The 15,203-nt window shown below is 58.7% G+C and carries 16 protein-coding genes; 8 read left to right on the forward strand and 8 right to left on the reverse strand.

Annotated features, from left to right (window positions below):
* Window positions 1–6: 6 nt before the first annotated feature.
* The 4 genes from ACR0L4_RS02120 (at window position 7) to ACR0L4_RS02135 (ending at window position 2,457) form a co-directional block, all read left to right on the forward strand.
* A complete protein-coding gene (locus ACR0L4_RS02120) occupies window positions 7–372 on the forward strand; it encodes an RNA-binding S4 domain-containing protein (RefSeq protein WP_170748575.1) in 366 nt (121 codons plus the stop codon).
* Window positions 373–438: 66 nt separating this feature from the next.
* Window positions 439–777 carry a ferredoxin FdxA gene (gene fdxA / locus ACR0L4_RS02125; protein ID WP_170748576.1) on the forward strand — a complete coding sequence of 113 codons (339 nt, stop codon included), beginning with the start codon at window positions 439–441 and terminating at the stop codon, window positions 775–777.
* 284 nt (window positions 778–1,061) lie between these two features.
* Window positions 1,062–1,577, forward strand: a complete 516-nt coding sequence (locus ACR0L4_RS02130; RefSeq protein WP_170748577.1) for a CarD family transcriptional regulator — start codon at window positions 1,062–1,064, stop codon at window positions 1,575–1,577.
* A 118-nt stretch (window positions 1,578–1,695) separates the two neighbouring features.
* Window positions 1,696–2,457 carry a potassium channel family protein gene (locus ACR0L4_RS02135; RefSeq protein WP_480510224.1) on the forward strand — a complete coding sequence of 254 codons (762 nt, stop codon included), beginning with the start codon at window positions 1,696–1,698 and terminating at the stop codon, window positions 2,455–2,457.
* Here ACR0L4_RS02135 and cobS read toward each other — a convergent pair.
* The gene (gene cobS, locus ACR0L4_RS02140) at window positions 2,454–3,218 is read right to left on the reverse strand and encodes an adenosylcobinamide-GDP ribazoletransferase (protein ID WP_480510226.1); all 765 of its coding nucleotides are present in this window, start codon (window positions 3,216–3,218) and stop codon (window positions 2,454–2,456) included. The two genes, ACR0L4_RS02135 and cobS, sit on opposite strands and share 4 nt — an antisense overlap.
* Before the next feature lie 78 nt (window positions 3,219–3,296).
* On the opposite strand from cobS, the gene cobT reads away from it, so the two are divergent.
* Window positions 3,297–4,307 carry a nicotinate-nucleotide--dimethylbenzimidazole phosphoribosyltransferase gene (cobT, locus tag ACR0L4_RS02145; protein ID WP_480510228.1) on the forward strand — a complete coding sequence of 337 codons (1,011 nt, stop codon included), beginning with the start codon at window positions 3,297–3,299 and terminating at the stop codon, window positions 4,305–4,307.
* Between the two features lie 29 nt (window positions 4,308–4,336).
* Here the strand turns inward: cobT and ACR0L4_RS02150 are convergent, their stop codons facing one another.
* Window positions 4,337–6,217, reverse strand: a complete 1,881-nt coding sequence (locus tag ACR0L4_RS02150) for a monovalent cation:proton antiporter-2 (CPA2) family protein (protein ID WP_480510230.1) — start codon at window positions 6,215–6,217, stop codon at window positions 4,337–4,339.
* Between the two features lie 19 nt (window positions 6,218–6,236).
* Window positions 6,237–6,692: an Lrp/AsnC family transcriptional regulator gene (locus ACR0L4_RS02155; protein ID WP_170749245.1), complete on the reverse strand. Its 456-nt coding sequence runs from the start codon at window positions 6,690–6,692 to the stop codon at window positions 6,237–6,239.
* A 159-nt stretch (window positions 6,693–6,851) separates the two neighbouring features.
* On the opposite strand from ACR0L4_RS02155, the gene hppD reads away from it, so the two are divergent.
* Window positions 6,852–7,949, forward strand: coding sequence for a 4-hydroxyphenylpyruvate dioxygenase (gene hppD, locus ACR0L4_RS02160; RefSeq protein ID WP_480510232.1), 1,098 nt, complete (start codon window positions 6,852–6,854; stop codon window positions 7,947–7,949).
* On the opposite strand, the gene ACR0L4_RS02165 is transcribed toward hppD, so the two are convergent.
* Both ACR0L4_RS02165 and ACR0L4_RS02170 read right to left on the reverse strand, forming a co-directional pair.
* Window positions 7,946–8,572, reverse strand: coding sequence for a class I SAM-dependent methyltransferase (locus ACR0L4_RS02165; RefSeq protein WP_480510234.1), 627 nt, complete (start codon window positions 8,570–8,572; stop codon window positions 7,946–7,948). The two genes, hppD and ACR0L4_RS02165, sit on opposite strands and share 4 nt — an antisense overlap.
* Window positions 8,565–10,469: a hypothetical protein gene (locus ACR0L4_RS02170; protein ID WP_480510236.1), complete on the reverse strand. Its 1,905-nt coding sequence runs from the start codon at window positions 10,467–10,469 to the stop codon at window positions 8,565–8,567. Before ACR0L4_RS02170 ends, ACR0L4_RS02165 begins: the two co-directional genes overlap by 8 nt.
* 164 nt (window positions 10,470–10,633) lie before the next feature.
* Here ACR0L4_RS02170 and ACR0L4_RS02175 point away from each other — a divergent pair, with 164 nt between their 5' ends.
* Window positions 10,634–11,329, forward strand: a complete 696-nt coding sequence (locus tag ACR0L4_RS02175; RefSeq protein ID WP_480510238.1) for an SIMPL domain-containing protein — start codon at window positions 10,634–10,636, stop codon at window positions 11,327–11,329.
* 2 nt (window positions 11,330–11,331) lie between these two features.
* Here the strand turns inward: ACR0L4_RS02175 and ACR0L4_RS02180 are convergent, their stop codons facing one another.
* From ACR0L4_RS02180 to ACR0L4_RS02190, 3 genes are all read right to left on the reverse strand, one after another.
* On the reverse strand, window positions 11,332–12,042 hold the full coding sequence (locus tag ACR0L4_RS02180) for a GNAT family N-acetyltransferase (protein WP_480510240.1): 711 nt from the start codon (window positions 12,040–12,042) through the stop codon (window positions 11,332–11,334).
* Window positions 12,043–12,045: 3 nt separating this feature from the next.
* Window positions 12,046–13,338 carry an O-acetylhomoserine aminocarboxypropyltransferase/cysteine synthase family protein gene (locus ACR0L4_RS02185; protein WP_170748587.1) on the reverse strand — a complete coding sequence of 431 codons (1,293 nt, stop codon included), beginning with the start codon at window positions 13,336–13,338 and terminating at the stop codon, window positions 12,046–12,048.
* Window positions 13,339–13,410: 72 nt separating this feature from the next.
* Window positions 13,411–14,403: a hypothetical protein gene (locus ACR0L4_RS02190; RefSeq protein ID WP_480510243.1), complete on the reverse strand. Its 993-nt coding sequence runs from the start codon at window positions 14,401–14,403 to the stop codon at window positions 13,411–13,413.
* Between the two features lie 128 nt (window positions 14,404–14,531).
* Between ACR0L4_RS02190 and ACR0L4_RS02195 the strand changes: the two genes are divergently transcribed.
* A complete protein-coding gene (locus ACR0L4_RS02195) occupies window positions 14,532–15,164 on the forward strand; it encodes a cupin domain-containing protein (RefSeq protein ID WP_480510245.1) in 633 nt (210 codons plus the stop codon).
* The last annotated feature ends 39 nt before the right edge of the window (window positions 15,165–15,203 follow it).

The following is a 15,203-nucleotide window of genomic DNA, read 5'->3' on the forward strand; positions in this document are numbered from 1 at the left end:
TCACCCATGGCCGAGGCCAAGCTGCGGATCGACAAATGGTTGTGGCAGGCGCGGTTCTTCAAGACCCGCAGCCTTGCCGCCAAACAGGTCAGCAGCGGCCATGTGCGATTGAACGGCAACCGGGTCCAAAAACCCGCCCAGGCGGTGGGGCCCGGGGATGTTCTGACCTTTCCGCAGGGGCGGATTGTACGCGTCGTGCGTATAGAAAAACTGGGTGAGCGTCGGGGTCCGGCACCAGAGGCCCAAACACTGTATTTCGATATGACCGAAAAACAGGACGTGCCGCCCAGGAATCCCGGTTTCGAGGGAAAAGGTCGTCCAACCAAGAAAGAAAGGCGCGCGCTTGATCTTTCTCGCACGCCAAAGGGGTGATCCTCTCTTGAAGAGGCGGGCCGTCTGAATTAGCTAGACGCCCAAACGCTAACGGAAAGTCCAGCCATGACCTATGTTGTCACCGAAAACTGCATCGCCTGCAAATACACCGACTGCGTCGAGGTATGTCCGGTGGATTGTTTTTACGAAGGTGAAAACGCGCTGGTCATTCACCCCGACGAATGCATCGATTGCGGTGTCTGCGAACCCGAATGCCCGGCCGACGCCATCCGCCCCGACACCGAGCCGGGGATGGAGCAATGGGTCGAGTTCAACCGCAAATACTCGGAACTGTGGCCAGTGATCGTCACCAAGAAAGACCCGCTGCCCGAGGCCGAAGACCGCGACGGCGAAGACGGCAAGATGGAAAAATATTTCTCCGAGGCACCCGGCGACGGCGATTGAGCGATTCGCCTGTTTCTCGTTGGGCAAAACCGGCTGTCACGCAGCTTAGCCTTTTGAAATCAGGCCAAATATCTAGAAATGCCCTAAGGTAAACTTTCGAGTGTCGCATTTTTGTGATATACTCTATCCCTACATGATGACTGAGATTGGGATGTGCTCCGTAAGTATGCTCACTTTGGAGCTTTGAATTTTTGACAGATATGCCGCATGCCGGGGGATGAAACAGACCCCGCTTGTGGTCTATTTTTGTCTGCGTCCCGGTCCAAAACCAAGGAATACACTGAATGACAAAGTCGAAAAAGCTTGAGTTCCGCCCCAACGACTATGTTGTCTACCCCGCCCATGGCGTGGGTCAGATCATCTCGATCGAAGAACAGGACGTTGCGGGTTTTTCTCTTGAGCTGTTTGTCATCTCATTCGAGAAAGACAAGATGACCCTGCGGGTGCCAACAAACAAGGTCACCGAATCCGGGCTGCGTTCACTCAGCTCGCCGGATGTGATCAGCCAGGCGATGAGAACGCTAAAGGGTAAGGCCAAGGTCAAACGCGCCATGTGGTCGCGCCGGGCACAGGAATATGAACAAAAGATCAACTCGGGCGACCTGATATCGATTGCCGAAGTTGTCCGTGACCTGCACCGCACCGATGACCAGCGTGAACAAAGCTATTCCGAACGTCAGCTTTATGAAGCCGCATTGGAGCGTCTGACCCGCGAAGTGGCCGCGGTTTCAGGGGACGGAGAAATCTCTGCTGCCAAGCAGGTGGATGACGTTCTGACCTCACGCGCTGCAGCCGCCTGAGGTGAACTCGCTTGAATGAGACTGGCCGCTCCAGCGACGGGGCGGCTTTTTTCGTTGCTTGGTGGAATTTTGAAAACCGGCTAGTTTCACTTTGTATGCAAGCAGATACAGGGCCGGGATGAAGCAGACGATCAAGTTTCTTTATATTGGCAAGGCTCCGGTCTCGGTCTGGTTTCGATATGGTTTGATCCTGTTTGATGTGGTGACAATCGTGTTCTTCGTTGCTACGGCGCATGTTCCTCATGGACCATGGGTGACGACAGCGAGCATGGTTTTGGGCCTTTTGATCCTGATGGATTTCTCGGCCCGGATGTGGATTTCAAAGGACCGCTGGAAGCTGTTGCGCAAGATTTACACGCTTGCGGACATTGTGGTGATTGTATCGTTGATCCTCGATCCGTTTCTCACCGGAAATCTGGCGTTTCTGCGTATTCTCAGGGCGTTACGCTTGATTCATTCCTATCATCTGCTGTGGGATCTGCGCCGGGACAGCACGTTTTTTCGCACCCACGAAGATGCGGTGATCGCGGCGATAAACCTTCTGGTTTTTGTCTTTGTCACATCGACTGCCGTTCTGGTGTTCTTCATCCCACAGGACGCACCGAACCCCTATATCGACGCGCTGTATTTCACGATGGCGACGCTGACCACGACCGGGTTCGGGGATATCACGCTGTCCACCCCTTGGGGTAAACTCTTTTCGGTCTTCATAATGGTCGTTGGCGTGGCCCTGTTTGTGCGACTGGCTCAGGCGATTTTCATGCCACAGAAAGTGCGCCACAAGTGCCCCAGCTGCGGTCTCTTTCGGCACGACCCGGATGCGGTGCATTGCAAGCATTGTGGCTGTACTCTGCGCATCGAGACGGGTGGGGCGTCTTAGATCTGAGCGGTGAGTGCGATCAGGGCTGTGATCTCGGCCAGTTGCTGTGATGCGCCAAGAATATCACCGGTTTGACCGCCGACCTTGAACCTGGCCACAAGGGCGAGCGCTGCGACAACGAACGCGGCACAAAGGGCTGGCAGCAGGATGTCTCCGCCGATCAGCACCAGACCAATCACAAATGCCAATCCCAACGACACGACGACGGGCAAGACGGTCGGGGCGCCAACCGAATGGCTTAGGCCCGATTGTCGTGCATTGGGCAGGGCGGCCATCAGAACGGGCATAAACGCCCGTGAGATCACGCAAGCCGCAACAATGGCCCAGAATGCCCCGGTCGACAGAAGGGCAGCGATTGCCGAGATACGTATCAATTGCGAGATAGTCAGGGACAAGACGCCATAGGTCCCGATTTGGCTGTCCTTCATGATCTCCAACCGCCGTTCCGTCGTGAACCCGCCCCAAAGCCCGTCGAACGTGTCCGCCAACCCATCTTCGTGCATCGCGCCGGTGGTCATCATCAGCACTGCCACAAGCAAGCCGGCACAGATGAACAGAGGAATAGAAAGCGCCGTTGCGATCCAGCCCATGGCGCAGGCAAGCGTACCAACCACCAAGCCCACAAGCGGAAACGCCCAGACCGCATGCGCTTGCCGGACAAAAACATGCTTTGGCAGTTGCGGCACCGGCAGACGGGTCAGCAGGACCAGCGCCAGCGGGATATCCCAAGCAGAAAGCGGTTTGGTGTCGTTTTTGTGCACGCCCGCGCCTTTCCGGGTCTTGTTGGTTTCTCAGCTTCGGTTAAACACGCAGGACCACTGTGATGCAATGAGGCTTTGATGCTGCCTGAACTGAATGATTTGAAGACGTTCCGCGATGCCCTGGCCAACGCGCCTGACCCGGACACAGCGGCGGCAGAAGGTGCAGCCGAGCGCAACCGTCAGCTGACCAAACCCCCCAGCGCATTGGGGCGGCTGGAAGATTTGGCAATCTGGTATGCGTCCTGGCGTGGCGATCCGCGCCCGCGGATCGAAGCCCCTCAGGTTATTGTGTTTGCAGGCAATCACGGGGTCACGGCGCAGGGCGTTTCCGCCTTCCCGCCCGAGGTGACCGTTCAGATGGTGATGAATTTTGAACATGGCGGTGCGGCGATCAATCAGCTTGCCAAGGCCGCCGGGGCCAAGATGGACGTCCATGCGCTGGAACTGAACCGTCCCACGGCGGATTTCACCCAAGGCCCGGCCATGACCGAGGCCGAGGTGCTGAGCGCCCTGCAAACCGGCTGGACTGCGGTTGACCCGCAGGCCGATCTGCTTGTGGTGGGCGAGATGGGGATCGGCAACACCACCCCTGCAGCAGCGATTGCATGCGCTTTGTTCGGCGGCGCGGCTGCCGACTGGACCGGTCGTGGGACTGGTGTAGACGATGACGGCCTCGCCAACAAAACCCGCGTTGTGGCCGAAGGCGTAGCGCGTCACACCAGTCAGGACGGGCTGGAGGTGCTGCGCTGTCTGGGCGGGCGCGAGATCGCCGCGATGGCCGGGGCCATTGCCGCCGCGCGGCTGTTGCGTATTCCTGTCCTCCTGGACGGTTTTATCTGCACCTCGGCCGCTGCGTGTTTGGGACGGCTGGATCCGTCGGCTCTGGACCACGTGATTGCCGGGCACCTGAGTGCGGAAAGCGCCCATGGCGCGATGCTGACGAAACTGGGAAAAGAGCCGTTGCTGAGCCTTAGCTTGCGCCTGGGCGAAGGCTCGGGCGGTGCGCTTGCCATCAACATCCTGAAAAGCGCCGTCGCCTGCCATTCGGGTATGGCGACCTTTGCCGAAGCGGGCGTATCTGACGGCTAGCCCCTATGCCTGATCAGGGCAGGGCCTGGTCAGGCAGATTTTTTGGCGTGTTCTTCCGCCAACTCCAAAAGCGCGGTTTCAAGGTCTTTTTCCAGCTTTTGCGCGCGCTCGATGTACTTTTTGTTCTCGGCGGTTGGCAGGCCGGGAACCCAAAGCTCGGCCAGTTCACGGACAGACATACGGTCGTGATGATAGAAGGTCTGCTCTGCCTGCGCGGCCTCGTATTCGCTCAGGCCGATATTCTCGAGAACATAGCGTCCGGCCCGCAAAGAGCTGTCGAACATCTCGCGCACAATGTCGTTGGCTCCGGCCTGGTACAGTTCGTACACATGGGTCCGGTCATGGGCGCGCGCGATGATGTGCAGATCGGGGCGCTGCCTCCGTGCAAAGCTGACCAGCCGTGTGACCTGCTTGCGGTCATCCATCGCCGCCACCAGAACGGCGGCCTTTTCCAGCCCGGCGGCCCGTAGCAGCTCGGGCCGCGTGGGATCGCCCAGAAACCCTTTGACACCAAAACGACGCATCAGCTGGATCGTCTCGATATCGTGATCCAGGACGACGCTTTTGAACCCGCTGGCGCGCACAAGCCGGTTAACGATCTGACCAAACCGCCCAATCCCGGCAATGATGACGGGGCCTTTTTCGTCGATCTCATCAGGTTCCGGAGCCGTTTTCGTTTCGCCCATTTTGCGCGAAAGCAAATCATAGATGATAAACAGAAGCGGTGTGATCAACATGGTCAACGCGATGATCATCAACAGCTTTTGCGACAGATCCGGCGGGATGACGTTCTGTTGCGTGGAAAAGGCCAGCAGGACAAAGCCAAACTCACCCGCCTGTGCCAACCCGAGGGTGAACAGCCAGTGATCCCGGCCCTTTAGCTTGAAGGCTTTGCCGACGATAAAGAGGATGATGCCTTTGGCAAGGATCACCAGCAGGGCCAGGCCGATCAGGTCAAACGGATCATTGAAAAAGTAGGCAATGTCGATCCCGGCCCCGACGGTGATGAAGAACAGGCCCAGAAACAGGCCCTTGAACGGCTCAAGGTCGCTTTCCATCTCGTGCCGGAATTCCGAGCTTGCCAACACCACGCCCGCCAGAAACGCGCCCAGAGCGGGGGATAGACCGACCAGGGTCATCAGGAAAGAGATACCGACCACGATCATCAACGCCAACGCGGTATACATTTCGCGCAGGCGGGCGGCGTGGATAAAGCGGAAAAGGGGGCGCGTCAGGTAGACACCTGCCAGAATGACAAAGGCAATTGCGCCGATGGTCACAAGTGTAACGGCCCAGCCGGGCAGTCCTTCGACCAGAGACAGGCTGTGATGCGCGGCAGAGTGCAGGTCGTCCGCACTGCGATCAATTGATCCGTCGGCCTGAAAATGTGGCATGGCGGGCAGGGCCAGCAGAGGCAGAAGGGCAAGAATCGGGATGACCGCGATATCCTGTGTCAGCAGCACAGAGAAGGTCGCGCGCCCGCCATTTGTCTGCATCAACCCCTTTTCAGACAGGGTTTGCAGCACGATCGCAGTGGACGACAGGGACAGGGTCAGTCCAACGGCCAAAGCGACCGACCAGGGATGGTTGGCGTATATTGCCACGCCGGCGATAACGGCGGTGGACATCAAGACCTGAAGTCCGCCCAGGCCCAAAAGCCTGTCTCGCATGTCCCACAACGCGCGGGGTTCCAATTCGAGGCCGATCAGGAACAGCATCATCACGACACCGAACTCGGCCACATGTTGCAGGTTCTCGGTTTCTGCTCCGACAAGGCCCAGAATCGGGCCGATAATCAAGCCGGCGGCCAGATATCCAAGAACCGACCCCAAGCCCAAACGCGCCGACAAAGGTACAGCTATCACCGCAGCAGCCAGATAAATCGTAGCCTGATAAAGGAAATCGTCCATTTTTGTCCTCGTTGCCTGCTCAGGTCGGCAGGGGGGCGTCGCGTTTCAGTTGATCCATCACGATCTGGCTTTGAACCCGTGCCACAGCAGGATGCGGCAGGATGACCTGATGAAGCAAGCTGTTGAGCGCAGAAAGATCGTCGCAATAGACGTGAAGCAGGTAATCTGCCTCACCGGTCATCGTCCAGGCGCTGGTGATCTCGGGGCGGGTGTCGACCATTCGGGCAAAGCTGGCCGATTGTTCGGGGCCATGGGTGCCCAAGTGTACTTGAATAAAGCCCTGAACCTGCAAACCCAGCTTAAGCGGGTTCAACCGCGCGGCGTATCCGGTGATGTATCCTTCGGCCTCAAGCCGCTGACGGCGGCGGCCTGCCTGGCTGGGGGACAGGTTCAGCAACTCTCCCAGCTGATGCGCTGTCAGGTGTGCATCCTTTTGAAGAGCTGAGAGTAAACGTGTGTCGGTTGTATCCAGCATATGCGGCATATTAACAGAATTTGATTTCATCCTGCGCGTTTTCCGCGCCTGAACGTAGTTTACATGAAAACTATGCGCAGAAACAGCGTTGTTTAAGGCGTATTTTAGAATCAGCAAAGAATTTCCGGTTTCCCCCCCGGTTTTCCAAGGAGACGCGCCATGGGTCCTTTCCCGCACACTGCCCCGAAATCCGTCATCAGCCCCGAAAACCCCGCCGGAACCGACGGGTTTGAATTTGTTGAGTTTGCACATCCGAACCCTCAGGAGCTGCGCGATCTGTTTGCCAAAATGGGTTTCGAACAGGTTGCCCGACACAAGGTGAAGCATTCGGTCGAACTGTGGCAGCAGGGGGATGTGACCTACATCCTCAACGCTGATCCGGACAGCTACGCGAACAAGTTCGTGGCAGAACATGGCCCCTGCGCGCCGTCGATGGGCTGGCGGGTTGTAGATGCGGAACAAGCCTATGCCCATGCTGTGTCCAACGGGGCCGAGCCGTATGACGGCGCGGACAAGACCATGAACGTGCCTGCGATCAAGGGTATTGGCGGGTCATTGATCTATTTTATCGATCAGTACTACGACACATCACCCTACAATGACGAGTTCGAGTGGATCACACAGTCCAAGCCAAGGGGCGAGGGGTTCTTCTACCTCGATCACCTCACCCACAATGTTTACAAGGGCAATATGGACAAGTGGTTCAGGTTCTATGGCGATTTGTTCAACTTCCGTGAAATCCGTTTCTTTGACATACAGGGCAAGTTTACCGGGCTCTTTAGCCGCGCGCTTACGTCTCCGTGTGGGCGCATTCGCATTCCGATCAATGAAGATCGGGGTGAAACGGGGCAGATCGTGTCATACCTGCGCAAGTATAAAGGCGAGGGTATCCAGCACATCGCGGTGGGCAGCGATGACATCTACGCCTCGACCGATGCCATCGCCGAGAAGGGGCTGAAGTTCATGCCGGGACCCAACCTCTCCTATTACGAAATGTCGAAAGAACGCGTTGCAGATCACCAGGAACCGTTGGACCGGATGATGAAACACGGCATTCTGATCGACGGCGAAGGCGTCGTGGACGGCGGTGAGACGCGGATCTTGTTGCAGATTTTCTCAAAAACCGTGATTGGCCCGATCTTTTTCGAGTTCATTCAGCGCAAAGGGGATGACGGGTTTGGAGAGGGCAACTTCCAGGCCCTGTTCGAATCCATCGAGCGTGAGCAGATCGAAAGCGGTGAGATTTCGGCGGCCTAGGCTTTGTCGAAAACAAGCCAAGTCCATGTGACGCCAGCACTTCGATTGCCGGGTTGAAGAGAGAGACGGCTCACGCGATGCGCCGTCAGCAGCCCAACGCTCGCGGCGGCTGCACTGATCCGGTCCGGGCAGACGGGAAATCCCGGTCGGTCCGGTCTGCATGGGCCATGGCGAAGGGACAGGATCAAACGCCCCGACACGTTCAGGCAGTTGGACAACGTCACGAGCGAAGCCTGCTGATCGTCTGGCTTCAGGTGGTGCAGCACACCGATTGCAAGCGCCGCATCGTATCGTTTGCCCAGTGAACGAGGCGTGCTCAATCGGGGCAGACTGGTCTCAAACCAATCGATATCGAGGTCATGGTATTTGGCCCGGCCATGGATTCGGAACCGCGAAACCGGCTCGACGGCTGCTACGTGACAGCCGCGCCGGGCGAGCCAGGCAGCCAGAGTGCCGGGGCCCGCGCCAATATCCAGAACGCGTGCGCCACGCTTGGGCAGGAACTCTGCGACCGGGGCCAAAACCTGCTCGGGTCGCAGGCTCTCGTATGTGGGGATCAGGTGCGGTGCGGCCTCGTTGTAGCCACCTATCACACGCGTCTGATAGGTGAAGCGGTCATCCACGTGGCATCGACAGGGTCACGTTGCGGCCCTTTTTCTGATACCGCAATTCACTGTCGCTGATGGCGATCACACGTCCACCATCGATTCTGTCGCCGACTTTCAACTTTTTGTACCGCCCGCTTGGCAGCCGAACCAACGCGCGTCTGTTTGACGGCGTGCCATAGACACCGATCAGGTTCAGCCTGCGCAGGTTGAGCGCGTTGTCGATCGTGGCCTGTCGAGCGACCGATGCGGTGGACGGAATCTTTGGCGACACGGATTTGGGCTGAAACGAGCCCGCTTCATCCCCGCCTTGCGCGACCGCCGCCGTTGATCCCAGATTGGACCCGCCTGAACTGGGCACGACGACACGCGCGGGCCGCACTTTCGGGCGCGGAACGCGAACAACGGCCAAAGCGGTGGGGGTGTCGTCAATTTCAGGCTGGGCTTGCAGGCTTTCGGGCCGCATCTTGGGCCGCTTGCCGGCAAGCTCTTCGCGGCTCTGCCCACCCAATTGCTGACGTTCGAATGTCTCGGCCAGATTGCCCGGTCGCTGGCGCGGGCGCAGCTGTGCCAGCCTTTCGCTGGGTTCGTCAACTACAGGCGCTTCTTCGAAACGCACCGGTGTCTCTGGCGGCACTTTGGATGGGCGCCCCAGATACACGACGATTCCCTCCGGTGACAACGCGCCTTCGGGCGTCGGTTTAACAAGGCCCCGCTCATCAAGGTCAAACTGGGAGTTTGCCAAAGCTGCGCCGAGTTGGCCCTCGAAAGCGGTATCTGTGTCGAAACTGTTTTGCGGCGGCAAGGCAATTGCGTCGCTGGACAGATCGGATTTGTGGATCGACGCCAGATAGAGGTCATCCTCCTGTTCGGGGGTCGGCGCCGCCGGCGCTTCGGGGGCGGTCAGCAGTGCCCCGGCAACAGCCGCAACCTCGTTTTGTGCTTCGGGATCCTGTGCGACCTGCTCCACGGGCGTGGGCGCGACCTTCAGGGCTTCGAGAATAGCCGCATCTGTTGCGGACAGGTCAGGTTGTGGATCGGGTTCAGGTGCCTCAGGTGTCGGGATGTTTGCTGTTTCAATGTCCACCTCTGGGGCGGTCGTTTCGGACTCTGTCTGTGGGTCCTCGGGCACGTTCTGCGGGGTGGTCGCCTCGGCGAGATCAAGCACGGTCTGCTCAGTGGTCGTCTCTGCGACGTCAGGCGCAAGATCTTCGGTGCCCGATCCAATCTGTGACCACGCCCAAATCCCAAGGCCAACAACAATCGTAGCGGCGATTGCAGGACCGACCAAGCGCTGCATGGTCTGGCGTGAAAAGGTCAACGCACCCACCGATGGCGCAGGTTCGGGCGTCTGAGACCGGAAGGGCTCGGGCGCAGCGCTTTCAGCAATTGCGTGAACCGGCGGTGTATCCGGTTCAGGCGGCGCAGCCGGGGGTGGTTCGTTGTCTGATGTCTCAAAAGCGGGCTCATGCGGAAACTCTGCCTTGGTCGCGCTGGCCGTGAAGGCAGCGGGCAGAAAACCGTGCTGGCTTGCAAAGTTCTGCGCCTCTTTCAGCGTCTCGCGGGCAACGGCCGCAACGAAGGTGGTCTGTCCTTCGGTTGCACTGTCATAAGACAAATCCGCCACATCATACGGTGTCGCCTCTGACAGGGCAGTGTGCACATTTCGAGTGATGTCTTCTGGACCCAGATCCTCAGTTGGAACGGAAAGATACCGGACCTGATCTGCTGGAAGAACCAGCTTGCAACTCAGGTCGTTCTCCAGCGCAAAAGCTTTATCGTGCAGAGTCTTGATCTGGTCGCTCAGATCGGGCGAGTCCAGCGAAACAGTGCCGATCTCGTACCATTCGCCATCGGATAGGTGCAGAAGAGAAATTCCAGTCGCAGAAAAAGACAGCGCAAAGGCGGGTTTCATAATCCGGAGGAACCATAGTTAGCTGTATCAACGCAAACAACTTTGTACTTGCAGTGCGATACTAAAGCAGGAACCCGCCGAGGGAAAGAAAAAGCCGGACCTTCCCCTTGTATGGTCCGGTCCTGCCGACCCATGTTGAAAGACAGTAAATTGGAGGGATCACCTTGAAGACATTTGCTTTTCTGGCCGCGATGATGGCCGCGATGGCTGCGGGCGTGGCGTCTGCGGAAGAACGTCGCATCTCGGTAAGTGGCACCGGAACCGTGCAGGTCGCGCCTGATATGGCGACCATCACGCTGGGCGTCACAAATGAGAACGCCGAGGCCTCGGCTGCGATGCAGGCCACATCCGAGGCGGTTGCGCAGGTACTTGCGCGAATGAACGAAATGGGGATCGAAGATCGTGACGTGCAAACCCGCGACCTGTCGCTGTCGCCGGTCTGGTCGGGCAGAAACGCGCAAAACGGTGATCAGCCCAAGATCACCGGCTTTGTGGCCTCGAACCGCGTGTTTGTGCGCGTGCGTGATCTCAGCCAATTGGGTCAGATCATGGACGCGGTCATTCAGGACGGTGCCAACGATTTCGGCGGGTTGAGCTTTGGAGTTCAAGATCCCAAGCCGGTCCAGGCGCAGGCCCGCGCGCAAGCGGTTGCCGATGCGATGACCAAGGCTGAACAACTGGCGCAGGCAGCCGGGGTTGCCCTGGGACCGGTTGAGTCCATTGCCGAGCAAGGCGGTGGCGTCCACCCTATGGCCGAGATGCGCGCGATGAGCATGGCGGATGCTGGTGGAATTCCGGTCGCAGGCGGAGAGATTGACGTGTCCGTCAATGTCTCGATGGTCTTCTCGATCTCCGAATAAGTTCAAGCCCCGACACGGGCCATCAGCGGTTTCCGTTGCTGGCCCGCATCGTCAAAGTTGTCCGGTGACAACCAGGCCTCGAACGCGGCGCGAATGCGGGGCCAATCGCTGTCAATGATGGCAAACCAGGCTGTGTCGCGATTGCGCCCCTTATAGTGGGTGGCCTGACGAAAAACTCCCTCGAAGGTAAACCCCAACCGCTCGGCGGCAGTGCGTGACGGCGCGTTCAGCGCGTCACATTTCCATTCATAGCGGCGATAGCCCAGTTCATCGAAGACGCGCCGCATCATCAGGTACATGACCTCGGTCGATTGCGGCTTGCGCTGCAGCAGTGGTGAGAAGTGAATGTGCCCGACTTCGATCGCCCCGGCCGCAGGTTCTATGCGCAGGTATGATGCCATGCCAACGGGCACCTGATCTACATCCAGAACCGTGTGAAACATCGGGTCCGCGCCCATGCAGTTCGCGCGGGCCCAAGTTTCAAAACCACGCTCTGTCTCAAACGGTCCGTAGGGCAGGTAGGTCCAGTTGCGGTGATCGGTGTCGTTGGCAAACGCCCGGAACAATCCGGGCGCATGCCGGTTCACGTCCAGCGGCACGACCGAGCAATACTGGCCCTCCATCGGGGTGTAGGGCGGGGTGGGGCGAGGGAACTCGCCCGTGACCGGCAGACCGATGGGTTGGCCCAGTGCGTTGGTGTCGTGCCCGCTCATGGGTTACGCGCTTGCTTTGCTCAGCGCCTGATCCAGATCGGCGATCAGGTCGTTGGCATCCTCGATCCCGATGGACACGCGCACAACGTTCGGACCCGCGCCCGCAGCCTCTTGCTGCTCGGGTGTCAACTGACGGTGCGTGGTCGACGCCGAATGGATGATCAGCGACCGGGCATCGCCGAGGTTGGCGACGTGGCTGAAGATCTCCAGCGCGTTGACCAGTTTGATACAGGCGTCATAGCCACCTTTGACGGCAAAGGTGAACAAAGCCCCCGCGCCACGCGGGTACTGCGTCTTGACCCGATCCTTGTAAGGCGACGAGGGCAGGCCCGCATAGGTCACGTAGTCCACACGGTCATCGGCTTCGAGCCATGCGGCGATCTTTTGGGCGTTCTCGACATGACGTTCCATGCGAAGCGACAAGGTCTCAATACCCATCAGGGTGTAATGCGCGGCTTGCGGGTTCATGGTCATGCCCAGATCACGCAGACCGATGGCAATGCCGTGAAAGGTAAAGGCCAAGGGGCCGAAGGTCTCATGGAATTTCAGCCCGTGATAGGCGCTTTCGGGTTCGCTGAGCGAGGGGAACTTGTCATTCGCGGACCAGTCGAACTTGCCCGAATCCACAATGCAGCCGCCGGTGACCGTGCCGTTGCCGGTCAGGTATTTGGTGGTCGAATGTACGACCAGTGTCGCGCCGTGTTCGATCGGGCGGCACAAGTAGGGCGTGGCCGAGGTGTTGTCGACGATCAGCGGAATGCCTGCTTCGTCCGCAACATCGGCCAGCGACCGGATGTCCGTGACATAGCCGCCAGGGTTGGCGATGGATTCACAGAAAATCGCGCGGGTGTTTTCGTCAATTGCGGCTTTCACGGCGTCCAGATCGTCGGTGTCGACAAACTTGGCCGACCAGCCGAAGCGTTTGATCGTCTGGCTGAACTGCGTGACTGTGCCTCCGTACAGGCGTGTCGAAGCCACCACGTTGCAACCCGGACCCATCAAGGGGAATAGCGCCATGATCTGCGCCGCGTGGCCCGAAGAACAGCACACCGCACCAACGCCACCTTCCAGCGTCGCCACACGTTCTTGCAGCACAGCCACTGTTGGGTTGGTCAGGCGCGAATAGATGAAGCCCACTTCTTGCAGGTTGAACAGGGCGGCCGCGTGGTCGGCGTCGCGAAACACATAGGCGGTTGATTGATAGATCGGGGTCTGGCGCGCTCCGGTTGCGGGGTCAGGGCGTGCGCCTGCGTGAATCTGCAGCGTGTCGAAACCGTAAGTTGGGCCGTCAGACATCTTGAAAATCTCCTGTTGGACTGTGTGTTGCCGAATCTGTAGGCCATTGCAGGCCCCTGTACAACGATCCTGTCACCGCAGCCAAAGGCCCTTGGCCTTGATGGCTTTGCGAATGGCCTGTTCGCGCCCCGGCAGGTTGTCACGATCAAACATCTCGCGGATCTTGTGCCCCTTGCCTTGGATCACCAGCCGTTTCAGCGGGTCATAGTTCTTCAGAACTTTTTTGACCTTGTTGGGGGTCGCGACGGTTTCCAAGACCTCGACCACTCGGTCGCTTTCACGCGCATAGAGCAACGGAAACAACCGATAGTGGCAACTGACCGAACCGTCGAGCAGGCCATCAGGCAAGGCATCGCGCCCACCGCCAAAGGAATGGATCACCAGAGGCAGAGCAGCCTGATCCAGCCACGGATCCAGATTCTGGCCGGTCAGTTCAGGGATGTCCTCGTCTCGGATGGCACGGGCGAAGTCCACGAAACGCTCGCCGAACTGACGCGGGCATTTGTAGAAAAAATACCCCGCATTGAAGTAAAGGAACCGCCGCCAGTGCTCTCTGGGCTGGGTGTTGTCGACTGAGCTGTCGAAATCCAGTCCAAACCGGTGGTACAGCGCGCTCCAGATCCCTTCGAACCCCGGCCCGTACAGCGTGGGCTTTGGCCAGGTCCCCTCGACCTTGAGCGATGCACCGGGCCGGTCGAAATCGAACGGGACCGAGGTCAGGTTGCCGGTGATCAGCGTATCCGTATCGAAGAAAACAAAGGACTCGCCTTCGGGCAGCGCCAGCAAGGCCTCGATCTTGTTGCCATGCGGGTAGCTTTGGCCGAAGACATGGTTGTCAAAGGGCAGAATCTCGGCGTCCAGTTGTGTCAGCGCTTTGCGCACATCCTCGTTCTGGATGCCGGGGTTCTGGCCCCAGCGTGGGCCGGGGTTGGGGGTGGCAACATACAGCTTCCCCGCGAAGTCGGGTGTGCAATGGCGCAAGGAGGCAGCAAACAGAACGGCCTCGTATTGCAAGCGGTTGTTCTGTCCGATGATGACGATATTGAAATTCTGCGAAGCCTGCATCTATGCCTTTTCCCATCGGCGCTTTGCATCGGCATTACAGCAAGCCAGGAGGGGCGTCAAAAACTGTTGATTTGAAATCCGCGCTTGTGATCCCATCTGGGATCAGGAAAGCAGTCAAGGAGACGCCCATGCGGATCAACGCAGACTTCACCAAGCGCGCAGCGGTGCATTTTGATCAGACCGAGTGGGTGCAATCCCCCGCCGCCGGGGTCGAACGCAAGATGCTGGACCGGATCGGAGAGGAAGTCGCCCGTGCGACGACCATTGTGCGCTTTGCTCCGGGCAGTGCCTTTGCGGCCCACACCCATGACGGTGGCGAAGAATACCTGGTTCTGGACGGTGTATTTCAGGATGAAACCGGAGATTTCCCTGTCGGGAGCTATGTACGCAACCCACCGACCACATCCCATACGCCTTCGGCGTCTGATGGGGCGACTATTCTGGTCAAGCTGCATCAATTCGACCCCCAAGATCGGACCGAGGTGAAACGCTCGATCAATGACGATGGCAATTTGCATCTGTTCAGGGATGACAACGAAGACGTGCGCGTGTCCCATTGGGCTGCCGGAGAGGTCGTTGATCTGGACGCGCCAGGCGGTCTGGAGGTGTTTGTCATCGACGGAGGGTTTACGGAAAGCAGCGAAGCGTTTGACACCTGGGACTGGCTGCGCCTGCCGCCCGGTGCGCGCTCTACCGCTGTCGCGGGGCCGGGTGGTGCGCGCGTCTGGATCAAATCGGGGCACTTGACCGACATGGTTTAGGCCAAGGTTCGCATAATTTCTGGGCAAAACCGCAGGAAT

This window comes from Ruegeria sp. AB5, assembly GCF_056542645.1.

What these genes read in the sequence shown, in the direction of transcription:
- ACR0L4_RS02185 (WP_170748587.1), bottom strand. Translation starts at nt 13,338, where the DNA reads ATGTCTGACGGCCCAACTTACGGTTTCGACACGCTGCAGATTCACGCA.
- ACR0L4_RS02130 (WP_170748577.1), top strand. Translation starts at nt 1,062, where the DNA reads ATGACAAAGTCGAAAAAGCTTGAGTTCCGCCCCAACGACTATGTTGTC.
- ACR0L4_RS02155 (WP_170749245.1), bottom strand. Translation starts at nt 6,692, where the DNA reads ATGCTGGATACAACCGACACACGTTTACTCTCAGCTCTTCAAAAGGAT.
- cobT (WP_480510228.1), top strand. Translation starts at nt 3,297, where the DNA reads ATGCTGCCTGAACTGAATGATTTGAAGACGTTCCGCGATGCCCTGGCC.
- ACR0L4_RS02170 (WP_480510236.1), bottom strand. Translation starts at nt 10,469, where the DNA reads ATGAAACCCGCCTTTGCGCTGTCTTTTTCTGCGACTGGAATTTCTCTT.
- ACR0L4_RS02195 (WP_480510245.1), top strand. Translation starts at nt 14,532, where the DNA reads ATGCGGATCAACGCAGACTTCACCAAGCGCGCAGCGGTGCATTTTGAT.
- ACR0L4_RS02150 (WP_480510230.1), bottom strand. Translation starts at nt 6,217, where the DNA reads ATGGACGATTTCCTTTATCAGGCTACGATTTATCTGGCTGCTGCGGTG.
- ACR0L4_RS02120 (WP_170748575.1), top strand. Translation starts at nt 7, where the DNA reads ATGGCCGAGGCCAAGCTGCGGATCGACAAATGGTTGTGGCAGGCGCGG.
- ACR0L4_RS02135 (WP_480510224.1), top strand. Translation starts at nt 1,696, where the DNA reads ATGAAGCAGACGATCAAGTTTCTTTATATTGGCAAGGCTCCGGTCTCG.
- ACR0L4_RS02190 (WP_480510243.1), bottom strand. Translation starts at nt 14,403, where the DNA reads ATGCAGGCTTCGCAGAATTTCAATATCGTCATCATCGGACAGAACAAC.
- hppD (WP_480510232.1), top strand. Translation starts at nt 6,852, where the DNA reads ATGGGTCCTTTCCCGCACACTGCCCCGAAATCCGTCATCAGCCCCGAA.
- ACR0L4_RS02180 (WP_480510240.1), bottom strand. Translation starts at nt 12,042, where the DNA reads ATGAGCGGGCACGACACCAACGCACTGGGCCAACCCATCGGTCTGCCG.
- fdxA (WP_170748576.1), top strand. Translation starts at nt 439, where the DNA reads ATGACCTATGTTGTCACCGAAAACTGCATCGCCTGCAAATACACCGAC.